The organism is Lactobacillus sp. CBA3606 (genome assembly GCF_002970935.1).
GTDB lineage: Bacteria > Bacillota > Bacilli > Lactobacillales > Lactobacillaceae > Lactiplantibacillus.
Window position 1 is genome coordinate 1,790,813 of sequence record NZ_CP027194.1, and the last position, 15,834, is coordinate 1,806,646.

Sequence of the window (15,834 nt, forward strand, 5' to 3'; positions counted from 1 at the left end):
TTTAATCTTATAATTTTTCAGTAGCGGCATTGCCAGCGGCTGCTTCAGCAGCGGCTTTGGCGCCTTCTTGTTTCGTCAAGACAGCATCGTATTTCTTAGCAAATGGGAAGTAGATACCGACAGACATTAACAAGGTAATCGTTTGCCAAATGGCCATCTTCCAACCACCGATTAAGAACCCAGAAATGATGGCAGGCGTTGTCCAAGGTGCGGCGAACCCATTTAATGGCGGTACAATCCCAAAATAGATGACTAAGTAAGTCGACAAAGCGACGATCACCGGTGTCAAGAAGAATGGAATTGCCAAGAATGGATTCATAACAATTGGTAAACCGAATAGGAAAGGTTCGTTAATGTTAAAGAGGGCTGGGACTAATTCAATTTTCCCAATCGTCTTAAATTGCACTGATTTAGCGGCAACTAACGTAAAGATAACCAACCCAATTGTAATCCCGGAACCTGTTAAGTTAATGAAGTTATTGTAGAATTCATTGGTTACAATATGAGCACCATTAGCAACGGTTAATTTACCGGCTTTATATAAAGCGGCATTGTCAAAGGTGTTTGGAATCAACAAGCCACTGGTAATGGCCCCCATGATTAAGCCACCATGGACCCCAAAGAACCAGAAGAATGGGACCAATAGCGCGATGACTAGGGCACCGCCTAAGGAATCAGATAATCCTTGTAAAGGTGTTTGTAAAACTTTATAAATAAATTGCAAAATATCAGTGTTACCAAAAGCATTGAAAGCAGCATAGATTAACATTGAAACAAATAGAATAATCCCAGCAGGAATCATCGCTGTAAATTGATTAGCGACACTTGAAGGAACTTGTTCAGGTAAGGTGATCTTCCAGCCGGCGCGAATCATTGCAGAGTATGACCAACCAACTAGAATCCCAACGATAATAGCGGCAACCATCCCTTGACCACCTAGCCAAGTGATGTTAATGACACCGGTAACGGGCGAGGTCACAAAGTTTTGTAAAGCGGTTGGTAACTTGTCGATATTGGTTGCAACAGCGCCACCAGACATGACTACTTTACCAGCGGCATTAGTAATCCCAGTACCGGCTTTGCCCATTGCTCCAGCTAATGGGCTAGCAATGTTCAAAGTTTGCAATAGGAGGAAAGTTGCCATCGACGTTAAGCCAGCTGGCAAAGCTTCGTAACCTTCATTACGGACATAAACATAGGCAATCCCAACAGCGGCCCAAAGTGACATAATCCCGAAAGTGACGGTATAGGCTTGGTTAAAGAAGGCTGACCAGCCAGAAGCTTTCACCGCTGCTGCAACGGAAGCGATTGGGATATTTGATAGAATTAAGAAGACTGACCCAATAATGATAAAGGGGAGGGCGTAAACCATCCCATCTTGTAAGGCCTTCACCGGTTTAGTGTTCACGAACTTCATAATCGGTGGTAGCACTTTTTTGTTAATGAAATTACTGAAAGCACTGTTACTACTTGTTTCATCCATTACAATTCATCTCCATTTTTTTCTAAAACTGCTTGTAACCAATAATAAGATTTCTTCGGTACACGTTTTAGATCCTTTAAATCATGATTACTCCGGTTAACATAAACAACCCCGTAACGTTTTTCGATATCCGCATGTGAGCTCGGAATATCAATGAGGCCCCAGCCCAAGTAACCTAACACTTGGGCGCCATCTAGAAACATCGCATCTTTCATCGCTTTTAAATGTTCGGCGTGATAACGAATCCGTAAGTCATCGGCAATCGGATGCTGACCATCCCAATGTTCACGGATGCCAATGCCGTTTTCAATCGGAAAGACAGGGACTTGGTAACGATTGTATAAATCAGTAATTAAATTGCGGAAACCTAAAGGATCAATCGACCAGTCCCATTCGTTAGTCTCTAGAAAGCGGTTACTTTCCATGCCGAAATTTAAGTAGCGATTTGGCGCCGTATGTGCGGGAATTTTATCAGCGTTAATCGTCGTTGACCGATAATAACTGAAAGCTAAGAAATCAGCATGCATTGCCGCTAAAATGGCTTCATCGCCAGGTTGTAAATCATAATCAAGGTGCTGGTTCTTAATAAATGTCAGAACTTCATGGTCATAGTGCCCATTAACGAAGGCTGTATTCAAATTTTGATTCAAAAATTGATCCAACTGACGGGCGGCGAAAACATCGTTCGGTTTGGCAGTCGCCGGGTAAACTGGGGTGTAAGCCAACATGCCACCAATTTTGACGTCAGAATAGTTTGCATGCACGAAAGCGTCTAATTGCGCATGGGCGAGCATCGTGTGATGAAAAATCGTGTATAACTCACTCAATGACCGATCACCAGTGGTATAGCCGGAAATATTAAAGGCCTCATCACTGAAATAGAGGTTATGTTCATTGAACGTAATCCAATATTTAACGCGATCAGCAAAATGTTCAATAACCTTTTTACCAAAACGGACGAACGCCGCGACCGTATGGCGGGACATGAATCCGTTTTCTTTTTGAGCTAACGCTAATGGCATGTCAAAGTGATAGAGACAAATCATTGGGGTGATACCACGTTTTAGCATGCCATCGACGAGACGATCATAGAAGGCCAAGCCTGCGGGATTAAAGGCGCCATCACCGTCAGGGACGATTCGTGACCATGAAATTTGAATGCGATACATGTTCATATGCAACGCTTGCATGAGGTCTAAATCCTCATCATACCGGTGATACTCATCAATCGCATCGTGCCAGTCGGCGGTAGTGGCCGTCGCTGGTCGAACATCATAAACTGATAAGCCTTTACCATCCACATTCCAGGCACCTTCAGTTTGCATGCTTGAAACGGAATTTCCCCAGAAAAAATCTTTAGGCATTTTACGTGATTCTTGCATCGTTTTCTCCAATCTAAAAGTTATAACAGGAAGCGCTTTCCTTAACACTGATAGTATAGCCTGAACTGGTATTAAAAACAATCCTTTTAACTATATTTGTATATTCTTTTGTTAGATAATTGCGGCGTATTCAAGTTTAACGTTGGTATCAGTACCTTTTGAACAACTGTAAAAAGGACTAATGCCAGCAAAAAAATGAGCCAACTTTTAAAGTTGACTCATTGATCAGGTGATTGTTAGCTATTGGTTCAGTTAGTTTTTAAAAGGATTCCAGAAACGGCCGCCATTGAGTTTAAAGCCGGCGATACCGAGAAGAATTAAGAAGAGGACGATGACTAGTGCCAAGTAATCACGCCACTGAAATTTTTGGGCACGGTACCAAGTCCGATGTTTTCCCTTCCCGAAGCGCCGCAATTCCATGGCTTGACTAATAATTTCGATACGATCAAGACTTGAAAAAATCAATGGCAAAAGAATTTGGATGCCACCCCGAATTCGCGTTGTTAGCGTGGCTTTTTTTGAGAGTTCAAAGCCACGTGCTTGTTGGGCTAGACTAATTGTCCGATAGTCATTTTGAACATCCGGAATGTAGCGCAAGGCGATGGCAACTGAATAACTAATGCGATAAGAAATCCCGATCTTATTGAGACTGGCGGCAAATTCACTGGGATTAGTCGTCATTAAGAAGATGAGTGCAAGGGGTACGGCAAACGTGTATTTGAGCAATAAATTAAACTCATAGAATAGTTGTTCAGCGGTGAGGTTAAAGTAATGCTGGTTGCTACCTAACAGCAAATGTTCCGGCCCATAAATGGTCACGCCATAGTGCGGTGCAAAAATATAAACCATGATCAGATTGAGCACTGAAAAGCCGATAATGACACTGACGACAACTGAAATCTCATGGAACTTTATTTTTGAAAAGTGAAATAAAATAAGCGAAAAAATCATGATTCCAATCAGATAGCGGGTATCGTAAGTCATCATACCGATGATTGATAGGCCGATGAAGCCAAGTAACTTAGTGCTGCCACTCAGCCGATTTAAGAAAGTCTTTCGATCAGTATAACCAATGAGGAGTTGATGTTGCATCTTAACGTGCCTCCCGTTCCGCTTGGACGAATTTGGCGACAAATTCAGTTGGATTAAGTTGATGTTGCGCTGCTAAGGTATAAAGGCTCGTCTTAGCTAAGCCGGCGGTTTTGATGGTAGCGGTATCGGTTAAGACGTCGGCTGGGGCCGCATCCTTGATGATTTTGCCATGACCTAACACGATGGTTCGATTGGTATATTCAAGCATCAAGTGCATATCGTGGGTGATGAGCATAATTGTCAAATGCTGTTGCTGATTAAGCGTCGTTAAGAAGGTCATCATCTCAGTATAGTGTTTTAAATCTTGGCCGGCTGTAGGTTCATCTAGGATGAGCATGGTGGGTTCCAAAACTAAAATGGCCGCAATGGTCACGCGTTTTTTCTGACCGAAACTTAAAGCCGAGATGGGCCAATGGCGAAATTCGTAAAGGCCACAGACTTTTAAAGTCGCTAAGACCCGCTGTTTAATGGTGGTAGCCGCAACGCCACGTAGAATTAGGCCAGTTGCGACCTCATCAAAAATCAATGTCTTTGATAGCATTTGATTAGGATCTTGTAAAATATAACCGATTTTATCTGCCCGTTCTTTAACGGATTGGGTCAAGAGGTCGTGACCGTCAAAAGTTAAGTGGCCCGCTTGCGGCGTTAAAAAGCCGGTGATGAGATTGCTAAGCGTCGACTTACCGGTCCCGTTTTGGCCGACTAAACTAATCATTTCACCGCGATACAGTGTTAATGATAGTTGGGTAATAATGGGCTTCTTGGGGTCATAACCAAAGCTAAGTTGGTCGATGTTAAGCAAGGGATCAAGATGTTGCACAGGTGACTTTAAGGCGACCCCGGCGGTCCAATGTTGCAAGGTTGCCGTTAAGTTCGGCACGGTTAACCGTTGCAAATCTGCCACATGACTTACTGCATGTAGGTCGATGCCGGCTAATTTTAAGGCGGCTAAGTAAAGCGGTTCGCGGAGGCCTAATTGCGCTAACAATGAGGTCTTCAGAATAACTTCAGGTCGATCGTTCGCTACGATTTGACCGTCGTTCATGATGACTAAACGGTCAATTGGCTGTTCTAAGACGGCTTCAATGCGATGTTCAATAATAACCACGGTTAAAGCTTCTGTGTGGGTTAATTGCTCGATTAAAGCCATTGACGCTTTACCCGCTGCGGGATCAAGACTTGCTAAGGGTTCATCGAATAAAAGAATTTTGCTGTTATCAATTAAGACGCCAGCCATGGCAACGCGCTGTTTTTGACCACCGGATAACGCTTGCGGCCGTTGGTTCAACAGTGTTTGCAGGTGTAACGTTTGCGCCCATTTGGCAGTGGCAGCTTGCATCTGTGGTTGTGATTGCTGGTCATTTTCAAGGGAAAAGGCCATGTCTTCTACCACGGACAAGCCGACAAATTGACTATCGGGATCTTGCAAGACCGTCCCAACGGCCAGCGAACGTTCAAAAATGGACGTCGTTTGGACCGCTTGCCCGTTCACACTAGCTTCACCGCTGAGCTGACCCTTGAAAGATTGCGGGATTAAGCCATTGAGACAACGGCCTAGTGTTGATTTTCCTGAACCAGATGGCCCAGCAATCAGCACCTTTTCACCTGGATAAATGGCGAGATTGAGGTGACGTAACGTTGGTTCCGTTTGACTATCATATTGAAATGAAAAGTCTTTGAAGGTAATAATCGGTGCAGTCATAGGTTAACGTTCCTTTTTTAAGCTGCCATGTTGAGTCCGCGTCCGGGCGTATAAAACGAGGAGGATGGTCCCAATAACGGCCACTGAAATTGAGTCGACAATCCAAGTGGTGATACCTTGGACATAGACTTTGCTAGCAGGTTCGTGATAAATAATGATGTCGCCGGTGGGTGCTAAAATGACCCAGCCGATAAAGTTAATGATAATTTGGTAGAGGTTGAACCAAATTAACTTCGCTTTACTTAAAACGCCCTGGTCAATCTTAAGGCGATTTTTGGCGAGACCAAAGGCTACACCGATTAGGCCGTCGACAATGACCCAAGTCCACCAAGGGGAGCCGTATGTGACGAAGTCATTTAAGGCATGGCCGATAAAAACAGCTAATCCAGCTGCAACGGGGCCAAAAATGGCGCCCAATAAGGCTAAAAATCCCATAGCAACGTTAAATTGGGTATTCGGGACTCCGGTTGGGATGGCGACGAATTTCATGAGGACAAAAATGACGGCGGCGCCAATACCAGTGGCGACAACGGTCCGAATGGAAGTTGATTGTTTATTTTGCATCTAATGACACACTCCTTATAATGGCTAGATCAGTTAAAGTTGTACAGATGACGAAAAAAAACGCGCCTGAAAGCGAAATGCTTTCGAGGACGCGTTTGCGTGTTACCACCTGAATTTTCCCAGTATTGGGACTTGTCTTGATGGTAACGGATCGCTCCGACTGAGATTACCCTCAGTAGCTTCTTCAAGACCATCTTCACTAGTTCACGTCATCGCTTGCACCAAACACGACTCTCTTAGGACGCTGGCCTAGTTACTCATCTCGTCACAGCTTTTTCTCATCTGAATTTAACTTACCATAGCATACGCTAAACTAACCAGATAAGCAAGTAAATCCGAACGAATAAAGCCGTTTACACTAAATTGAACGGCTAATTTATTTGTTATGGACCTTATGCGCCATATAATAAGCGCCCCATTCGGCTAATTGCCCTTTTGAAATAGCTTTGGCGTAGCCTTGTTCTAATAATTTTTGGAAAATTACGGTAAATTGTTCAGTGGTGGCCTGGGCTAAAATCTGGGCCTCCGCTTGGTTGGATAGTTTTGAAAAATCAACGTCGATTTCGGGCTTGAAATCAGCCAGCGCCTTAATAGCGGCTGAATAAATCACGGCGTCTTGGTCAAGTTTCAATGAATGTACTTCCATCGTTAATCACCTCATTAAAAGAAATTGCAGTCTAGTTATCGTTATTATAGCGATTAATCGCAGCTAAGGGGAACGATAAACCCCAGAATTGATAAAAATGACAATTAAAATAAAAAGTATATACAAATGTTTTGTTTTCGCGCCAAAATAGGTTAGACTGTTGGAAAAGAAGACTAATGAAGAAGGAATGTGACTAATTTGGCTTACAAATATGAAGCCATCGCAACTAGTTTGCGGCAAGACATCAAAACCGGTAAATATGCGCCCGGAGAATTGATGCCTGATCAAAATAAGTTAGCAACCACGTTTGACACGACCCGGATTACGATTCATAAGGCGATTCAGTTACTGATTATTGAAGGCATGGTTTATTCTAAGCGCGGTGCTGGGACCTTTGTGCGAAAGGATTTTGGTTTAAAAGAACAGCGGCAAGCAACTCAGGTTGACCGCCCCTTGGAACAACGCGGACCAATCAGGGCAAAAAAGTAACTAGCAAAGTGTTAGAACTCCAGGCCCGGCTACCAACGACGCATGAAGCTGAACAACTCATGATTGATGAGATGGATCCCGTGTACGTGATTCGCCGAACGCGGTTTGTGGATGGCAAGGTGTGGGCCTATGAGCATACCATTATGCCAACCAGTATTGTGACGTTAACGAAGACGGTGCTAGAAGGTTCAATCTATGGTTACTTAGAACAAGCCCGGGGCATGTCGTTAGCTGGGTCGCATCGGCTAATTTCGGCGGCCAAGGCCACTACGGAAGACGTTGAAGCAATGGGGGCCCAATTGAATGATCCCGTGTTAGTGATTAATCAAGTCAGTTATACGGACGATGGCCAACCCTTCGAATTATCAGAATCACATTTTCCGTATGCCAGCAGTACGGTAGTGGCAGATATTCAAGTGCACTAATGACCGAAAATTATTAGCCCATGGCTGTCGCATGGGCTTTTTTGAGTGGTTTGCATTCGGTAAATAAGAGGTGCATAATTTATTTGAAAAAGTAAGCGTTTTCTAAAACGCTAAAGGAGGGTCTTCAAATGGCTGAAGATTTTTATCAACGTTTGATTGATAAGTATGAACCAATGACGGAAGCGGCTTTTTTAATTTTAGTGAGTGTCCGGCAACCGATTAAAAGTGAGGCGTTACCAGCAAAAATTGCGGCGTTGACGCAGGGAAAATTGCAATTGGGATTAGGAACCTTATTTACGACCTTACATGCGATGACCAAGGATTATTTGATGACGGAGCGTTTAGACGCCGATGATCAGGCCATTTATGAAATCACTGGGAGTGGCGCAGCCGTATTGGCGGCCGAACGCGATCGCCTGCAACTACTAACCGCGATTTTAAAACAAGAACAAGTCTAAGTACGTTAATTTAGAGTGACTGGGGAAGCGAGTCAATGTGGCGTTATCGGTTTTTAATTAAAGGATCAGCACAAGAGTTAACTTGGTTGAATCAGTTGGCCCAAAAAGGGTGGTTGCTGGCTCAGATTCGGGGAAATTGGTATCACTTTCGGCGGACGAAGGTGACTTATCGTCTATTTAGTGAGTATGTGCCCACTGAATTGATGACGACTGTGGCACCGGGTAATCAGCTGTTTAGCGTGTTAGCCACGGTTCAAGTCAAGAAGCCAGCTATTCAAATTGTTTATACGGGGAGTCCGCAAGCTGTGGTCCAAGCTATCCGGTTATCACCGGGAGATGCGTCCATGCGGTTAAAAGTCGCGCTCAGTTTACGTGATCGCGCGCTCAATACGATGAATCTATTGATTTATTTAGGCGTTGGCTTTTTTGGGTTGCTTATTTTTACCATGGATAGTGATTTGCAACTTATCTTACTGACGGTGTATGGGGCAATTGGTATTTATGTCGTATTGCGATTTGCGAAGGCAACTAAGAATTTACAGGCACAAATCATGATTTTACGGCGCGCCACGGCAGATTATGATGGCGCATGGCTGCCAACGATGCACGTCTTTTTGACGGCCATGCCTAGTGACTTAGCGTTAGAACCAGTAGCGAGTTTGGGCCGTTGGACGCTAGTTGGCCATAGTCATAACGGCACTTATTGGTATGACTTGCAAACATTAGCGTCAGCAGCCGAAATTAAACAAACGCTCCAACCATTTTTACCAGCCACCACCCAAGTGAATGTGATTAGTTGGCTGGGATTAGCACCACTTGGTTGGGTTATTTAACTAATATCAAGGTCGGGTCCGGAGAATTAAACGGGCCCTTTTTGTGTTACCCGACGCCGGGCTTTTTTATAATATAAATAATATTAGGTGACATAAAATTAAAATAGTAGTACTCTGATAAAGACTAAGGCTGGGATGTGCGTTATTATTATCATTGAGTATTGAACTATTAAAATATAAATAAATAATGCTATGAATGTTGCGGTATTCGTCATACTATTTTCATAAAATCAGTTTAAATTGTAGTTAGGGTCAATTAGGTTGACCAGGAAAAAATTAGCGAGGTGATTTTGATGCGATTAAAAGATTTAACTGGAGTAACTTTTACCCGTTTAACAGTGATTGAACGGGCGGAAAGTGCCCCTAATGGCAATGCGCGCTGGTTATGCCAGTGTTCTTGCGGGCGAAAAGTGGTTGTGGACAGTTATCGGTTGCGTAAAGAAATTACGAAGAGTTGTGGCTGTTTACGGGCCGATGTCAGTCGAAAAAATATCTTTGAAAATCCTAAAACCCGTCAAAATATGGGCCGTAGTGATAATTTACCTTTATATCAAGGCACGTCCGTGGATCGCTTAAAGCCAAATAGTCGTAACCGCAGTGGTGTCATCGGGGTTTCTTTTGATCGGTGCTCACAGAAATGGGTCGCTCGCTTAATGTATCGGGGTCGCTTGGTTTTAAATCAACAATTTGCCGATATGGATGATGCTATTTTAGCGCGTAAACAGGCAGAGCAACATTATGTGATGCCCGTACTAGCCGAATATGCCAAGTCAAGCGCGGAATAACGCGTACATAAGTCTGATGATTAGTTGCAAGGTGTTTGGGATAAAATCCAAATGCCTTTTTTGCTACTCTAAATTTGCGGGTATTGTTTTTGGGGAAGCGGTTGGCTGAACCTAATTGTGATACTATTAATGAATAATAACCGATCAGCTAGAAAGGATGCGGCAAGCATGGCAGTAGTTGGACGACCGCAAGATCCAAAAAAAGTGCAGCGAATCATGCGAGCAGCGACCCATGAATTCGCTAGTCAAGGGTATACCAAGGCAAAGACCGACCAGATTGCTAAAGCGGCCCAGGTATCAAAGGGCTTAATTTTTCATTATTATGGGAATAAGCAGCAACTTTATTTTGAAACGGTGCAAGCGGCCACGGCTTTGATCAAGGCGACGCTAAGTCCAGTGACGCCGGTAGCACCAATTGATTTAGTGACGTTAGTGGTTCAAAGTACTCAAGCTAAAGCTGATTTCGGGCAAAGTCATCCGGATGAAATGCGGCTCATGATTGCGGCGTATGGTAATGCTGAGCAATTACCAAGCGGGATTCAGCAGCAATTAACGCAACTTTATACGCAAAGTATGGTGGCGATGCAAACGTTGATTGAAGCGGTCCTGGCGCGGATGCCGCTGCGACCAGAATTGGATCGATCAACAGTGGTGGCCCTCATTATGGGTGTCTATAACCAAATCTTTACCGAATTTCAACAGCAGTTACCGGCCCATTCAGCGATGACGACCATGGCGGATACGCAATGGATTGTGGAACGGGCTAAGGCTTATATGCATATTTTAGAAGTTGGTTTAGTTGGACCAAAAATTGATAGTGAAAGTTGAGCAACGGTGATGGAATTGAATTTAACAACAGAACAGGCGGCATTGTGGCAAAAGCTGACGACTTTTACCGCCCAAAAAATAACGCCGTTAGATCATGAGATTGATCAACAAGGTCGGTTTGCGGCTGAAGCGTATGCGCTATTGGTGCAACAAGGTCTCCCACAACAAGGGTTAACGGCACCCTTTGGTCAGGGCTTGGATATGGTATCGCAAGTGCTATGTGTCATGGCATTAGCGCAAGGTTCCGCCAGTGTCGCCACAACATTAGCCAGTTTATGGCAAATTACAGCGCAAATTGATCGGTATGGCACGGCTGACCAGCGCGCGACTTTGTTGGCGGCGGCGCAGACTAAATTAATGGGCTTTGCCGTTACTGAACCCGGTGGCGGGAATGCGTTGGGCGTTCAAACGACGGCATTTAAAAGCACAACTGGCTGGTTATTAGATGGCGAAAAAGTGTTGATTACAAATGGGGGGCAAGCAGCTCACTATTTGGTTTTGGCGAAAACTGATCAAAATGATTTTGCCATTTTTATGATTGACGCCACGATGCCAGGTGTTAAGGTGACGCAACCAGTTGAAACATTAGGATTACGGGGAGTCGCAGTGGCTGGCTTACAATTAAATAATGTGGCCGTTACGACGACCCATTTATTAGGCCAAATCGGTCAAGGGTTAGAAATTTCACGACACCAACAAAATATGGCCCGAATCTTCAACGGCGCTTTGGCAGCCGGAATCATGCAACATGCTTTAACGCAATTGAAACCGTATACGCAACAACGACATTTAGTTGATGGTCCCCTAAACACGTTCGCAACGGCACAAACTCAGGTTGCAACAATGGCGACAACATTACGGGCAACCCAATTATTAACGCTCGATGCAGCGCGCCAAATGGATCGACAACCAGATTTTGCGGCCGCTGCGACGATGGCAACGTTATTTGGGAGTCAAAATGGCCTGACGGTTACAAATCAGGCCTTACAATTGGCCGGTGGTTTGGCTTACACGCGTCAATTGCCATTTGAACAATTAATGCGTGACATGCGAGCGTTAACCCTAATTGACGGCCCCGTTGAAATGCTGCAACAGGAATTGGGCGCAGCTGAGTTAGACGCGGCCAATGAGGGGCACTTAATGACTAAACAACCGGTGCCCGTAACGAAACGGATCGAAGTTGCAGATTTGCCACGGGTAATTAAGGCTTTGCGGTTGACGGAAGAGGTCCCGGTGACGGTCGGTGGCATTCGCACTGCCAAACGAATTATTGCTTTAGGGCGCGGCGCTGATAATCCAGAAGTTTTGTTGCAAGCACAGCAATTGGCGAAATGGATTGGGGCGGCCGTGGCCGTGACCCGGCCGTTAACCACCAAGGAACAGTTTAGTATTGACCAGCAAATTGGTACTGGTGGGGCGACGGTGACTCCGGAAGTAATTATTAATATCGGTATTTCTGGATCCGAGCAATATGTTAGCGGCATGATGGGGGCGACCCATATCTTGTCGGTTAATCAAGATGCCACGGCAGCAATTTTTAGAGTATCACAGCAAGCGTTTGTTGGGACGGCCGCAGCATTTTTGGCTGGCGTTTTGGCAGCTTTGAAGTGAGGGGAAATAGTTAATAGATCCAGCTTCCGAACACAAAGTGTCGTTTCGGAAGCTATTTTTTTAGGTCGTGGCGAATACCAGTCCGGGTTCTTAATGTCAAAATAAGGGGAAGTTAAACATGCAAATTCAAGATCGTATTATTCAAAATGAGCAAGTCCGGTTTACTATTTTAACGGATAAATTAATTCGAATTGAATATTCAAAGTCTGGTCAATTTGAGAATCAAAAGACGCAACTAGTTCAAAATCGAGATTTTCCGCCAGTTCAGTTTAAAGTTTATCAAAATGAACATGGGCATGTTTTAGAATTAGTGACGACTGGTTTTCATCTGTACTATGATGGCGGTGAACTTGATGCTGGAAGCTTGTTTATCGATGCGGCTTCGAATTATGGTACTCATTACAGTCGCTGGTATTACGGAGAGCCATTGACTAAAAATCTAAAGGGAACCGCCCGAACTTTGGATAAAGCGGATGGTGCTATTTCGTTAGCAGATGGTCTTATGTCTAAAGATGGTTTTAGTGTGTTAGATGATTCAAATTCGTTTATTTTAGAAAATGATCAAGTTAGTGTGCGGCAACAGCCAGAAATTGATTTATACTATTTTGCCTATGGCCGCGATTATCGTCAGACGTTGCAAGTCTATTATCAGTTAACAGGTTTTCCACCGCTAGTGCCACGATATGCTTTAGGAAATTGGTGGAGTCGGTTTTATCCTTATACCCAAAATGAATATTTAGAGTTAATGCAAAAATTTGATCAGCAGCAAGTTCCGATTGCGGTCGCCGTCTTTGATATGAATTGGCATATAACAGCTATTCCTAAAAGATATGGTAGTGGTTGGACTGGCTATACTTGGAATCGGGATTATTTTCCAAATCCCGTTAAAATGATGCAACAGTTGCACGCTCAGGGTCGAAAAGTGACTTTAAATGTCCATCCAGCTGCTGGTATTCGAGCGAGTGAGGTCGAGTATCCAGCCGTTGCGAAAAAATTAGAGTTAGATCGTGCTAATGAACAACCGGCTTTATTTAACTTGCAAGACAACCAATTTAAACTCGTTTATTTTAACTTTATTCATCGGCAGTTGGAACAACAAGGAGTAGATTTCTGGTGGGTTGATTGGCAACAAGGCGGCGCTCGTGGTAAGTCAAAAATTGATCCATTATGGTTATTAAACCTTAATCATTACTTAGATAATGAACGGCAACACCCTGGAGAAGGGTTAGTACTATCGCGGTATGCTGGCCCTGGGAGCCATCGTTATCCCATCGGTTTTTCTGGTGATACAGTTGCTTCGTGGGCCTCATTACAATTTCAACCATACTTTACGGCGACTGCTAGTAACATTGGTTACACTTGGTGGAGTCATGATATTGGTGGGCATATGCGTGGCACATATGATGGTGAATTAGCTTTGCGATGGCTGCAATTAGGTGTTTTCAGCCCGATCTTGCGTTTGCATAGTTCTAACAATATTTTCATGGGAAAAGAACCTTGGAATTATGACCAAACGATAGCACCGGTTATGATTAAATTCTTACAGTTACGGACACAGTTATTACCTTATTTGGATAGTGCTAATTATCAAACGCATGCGGAAGGCTTACCGTTAGTGCAACCAATGTATTATGGTCATCCGAATGATGAAGTGGCTTATCAAGTGCCAAACGAATATCAATTTGGACCTGCCATGATTGTGGCATCAATTACGACGCCCGCAGATTCAGTGACACAATTAGCGAAGACTAAGGTCTGGTTACCTGCGGGTACTTGGTATGATTTCTTTACCGGCTTACGCTACCAAGGAAACCGTGTTTTTGAAGCGTACCGTGAAAAGGCGACCTATCCAGTATTTGTCAAAGCTGGCAGTATAATTCCTTTAAGCTCTGACTATATGGCGCCATTGACGCAATTACCAATAAAATTAAAACTTAAGATATTTACTGGTCAAGCGGGGACTTATGAACTCGTTGAACATTTAGGTCAACGAAGGGCTATCACAACGATTACTTGGGATGAAGAGCAGCAGCGATTAAGTATGGTTAGTGATGATCCTACTCACTTGATTCCAGTTAATCGTGAGTACCAACCAGTATTAGTTGGGGCAACTGCTCAAATAACTGCAAGGACGGCGACCACATTTCAATTTAACGATTACAAAACTCAGTTGCAAATGCCCACAGTAGCACGATTAGTTAAGCAACGGTTGCAATTTTCAAAGTTAAGTTTCGAAATTAAGTGGCAAATTTGGCAGGCATTTGATGAGGCTGATAACACCAATCAATTATTAGGTTACTTATCAACGCTTAATGAAACGCAGATTAAGGCGATGATTACTGAATTGATTATTAATTAAATTTAAGTGGTTTAGCGAATGGGAGCCAAACTGACTTTCGGTGCGTGTTTTGGTGACTTTAATGCTGATATGATCACTTTGCAACCGGTTGCGCTAGCTAAAGTTAACGCTTACAATGACTAATGAAAGTTAAAATGTAGGGGGCGATTTTATGGCGACAATTAAAGACGTTGCAAAATTAGCGAAGGTTTCACCATCAACGGCATCGCGCGCAATGCATGATAATCCAGCGATCAGTCAAAAAACAAAATCACGAGTTTGGCGAGCGATGGCGCGACTACATTATGCGCCGGATTTTAATGCCCAAGGGTTAGCAAACAAACGCAGTAACGCTATTGGGGTGATTTTACCAATTGATCAACAAGAAATATTTACCAATCCATTTTTCTTGAAAGTTTTACGTGGGATCAGTGAAGCGTGTTATCATGCGCAAATGATGGTCAACTTAGCGACTGGGTCATCACAAGCTGAATTATTAAAAAGTATTGATATTATGGTTACTCAGGGAATGATCAAACGATTTATTGTTCTGTATTCAGAACGCGATGATCCAATTTTAGTTAAGCTCCAACAATTAGAGGCTCAATATGTCATAATTGGAAAACCGTATCGATTAGTAAACGAGACGCCATATGTTGATAATGATAATATTTTAGCTGGTTCAGATGCCACCCAATTTTTAGTGGCGCATGGGCATCACGACATTTGTTTTGTGCATAATGATTTAAAAAAGATGGTTCAAAATGATCGGTTATTAGGCTATCAACGAATCATGATGGAAAATCACTTTCCAGTTAAGATGTTGGCATTACCGGCACAAGAGTATCCAGGTGGACGACAATTAGTTATTCAATACTTAACGCAACATCCAGAAATAACTGGTTTTGTGACCGTGGATGATATGTTGGGTTTACGGATTCAACAAGTGCTGCAATCATCTGAAATGGTAACTGGACGGCAAATATCAATTATTGGTTTTAATAACTCGGTTTATTCAGAAGCGGCACATCCAGCTTTAACCTCAGTGGAAGTATTCCCACGCCGTTTAGGTCATGAGGCGGCTAAAATTGCGGCGGGGTTACAAACGCACGAACATTTAACGACTAAAATTATTGTTCCCCATCAAATCATTGAACGTCATTCTGTCGTAACCATGTAAAACATCATTTTCGGAGGT

The 15,834-nt window shown here is 43.5% G+C and carries 13 protein-coding genes and 1 pseudogene; 8 read left to right on the forward strand and 6 right to left on the reverse strand.

The window, feature by feature from the left end:
- Positions 1–7 precede the first annotated feature (7 nt).
- From C5Z26_RS08730 to C5Z26_RS08760, 6 genes are all read right to left on the reverse strand, one after another.
- Positions 8–1,483 (reverse strand): PTS sugar transporter subunit IIC, encoded by a 1,476-nt coding sequence (locus C5Z26_RS08730; RefSeq protein WP_105449579.1) that lies wholly within the window; start codon positions 1,481–1,483, stop codon positions 8–10.
- Positions 1,483–2,865, reverse strand: coding sequence for a glycoside hydrolase family 1 protein (locus tag C5Z26_RS08735; RefSeq protein ID WP_105449580.1), 1,383 nt, complete (start codon positions 2,863–2,865; stop codon positions 1,483–1,485). Before C5Z26_RS08735 ends, C5Z26_RS08730 begins: the two co-directional genes overlap by 1 nt.
- A gap of 252 nt (positions 2,866–3,117) precedes the next feature.
- Positions 3,118–3,957 (reverse strand): energy-coupling factor transporter transmembrane component T family protein, encoded by an 840-nt coding sequence (locus C5Z26_RS08740; protein ID WP_105449581.1) that lies wholly within the window; start codon positions 3,955–3,957, stop codon positions 3,118–3,120.
- A gap of 1 nt (position 3,958) precedes the next feature.
- Complete coding sequence (locus C5Z26_RS08745; protein WP_105449582.1) at positions 3,959–5,659, reverse strand: ABC transporter ATP-binding protein; 1,701 nt, start codon at positions 5,657–5,659, stop codon at positions 3,959–3,961.
- 3 nt (positions 5,660–5,662) lie between these two features.
- On the reverse strand, positions 5,663–6,223 hold the full coding sequence (locus tag C5Z26_RS08750; RefSeq protein WP_105449583.1) for an ECF-type riboflavin transporter substrate-binding protein: 561 nt from the start codon (positions 6,221–6,223) through the stop codon (positions 5,663–5,665).
- 376 nt (positions 6,224–6,599) lie between these two features.
- Positions 6,600–6,869, reverse strand: a complete 270-nt coding sequence (locus C5Z26_RS08760) for a hypothetical protein (RefSeq protein WP_105449584.1) — start codon at positions 6,867–6,869, stop codon at positions 6,600–6,602.
- A gap of 198 nt (positions 6,870–7,067) precedes the next feature.
- Between C5Z26_RS08760 and C5Z26_RS08765 the strand changes: the two are divergent.
- The 8 genes and pseudogenes from C5Z26_RS08765 to C5Z26_RS08800 all read left to right on the forward strand — a co-directional run bounded on the left by C5Z26_RS08765 (position 7,068) and on the right by C5Z26_RS08800 (position 15,816).
- Positions 7,068–7,783, forward strand: a pseudogene (locus tag C5Z26_RS08765) (GntR family transcriptional regulator).
- 128 nt (positions 7,784–7,911) lie between these two features.
- The gene (locus C5Z26_RS08770) at positions 7,912–8,241 is read left to right on the forward strand and encodes a PadR family transcriptional regulator (protein ID WP_105449585.1); all 330 of its coding nucleotides are present in this window, start codon (positions 7,912–7,914) and stop codon (positions 8,239–8,241) included.
- A gap of 35 nt (positions 8,242–8,276) precedes the next feature.
- Positions 8,277–9,074, forward strand: coding sequence for a hypothetical protein (locus C5Z26_RS08775; protein ID WP_105449586.1), 798 nt, complete (start codon positions 8,277–8,279; stop codon positions 9,072–9,074).
- Positions 9,075–9,367: 293 nt separating this feature from the next.
- Positions 9,368–9,859, forward strand: coding sequence for an alcohol dehydrogenase (locus C5Z26_RS08780; RefSeq protein ID WP_105449587.1), 492 nt, complete (start codon positions 9,368–9,370; stop codon positions 9,857–9,859).
- A gap of 168 nt (positions 9,860–10,027) precedes the next feature.
- Entirely contained in the window at positions 10,028–10,687 is a 660-nt protein-coding gene (locus C5Z26_RS08785; RefSeq protein WP_105449588.1) for a TetR/AcrR family transcriptional regulator, read from the forward strand.
- Between the two features lie 9 nt (positions 10,688–10,696).
- Positions 10,697–12,298, forward strand: coding sequence for an acyl-CoA dehydrogenase family protein (locus C5Z26_RS08790; protein ID WP_105449589.1), 1,602 nt, complete (start codon positions 10,697–10,699; stop codon positions 12,296–12,298).
- Between the two features lie 118 nt (positions 12,299–12,416).
- Complete coding sequence (locus C5Z26_RS08795) at positions 12,417–14,657, forward strand: glycoside hydrolase family 31 protein (RefSeq protein ID WP_105449590.1); 2,241 nt, start codon at positions 12,417–12,419, stop codon at positions 14,655–14,657.
- Between the two features lie 151 nt (positions 14,658–14,808).
- Entirely contained in the window at positions 14,809–15,816 is a 1,008-nt protein-coding gene (locus C5Z26_RS08800; RefSeq protein WP_105449591.1) for a LacI family DNA-binding transcriptional regulator, read from the forward strand.
- The last annotated feature ends 18 nt before the right edge of the window (positions 15,817–15,834 follow it).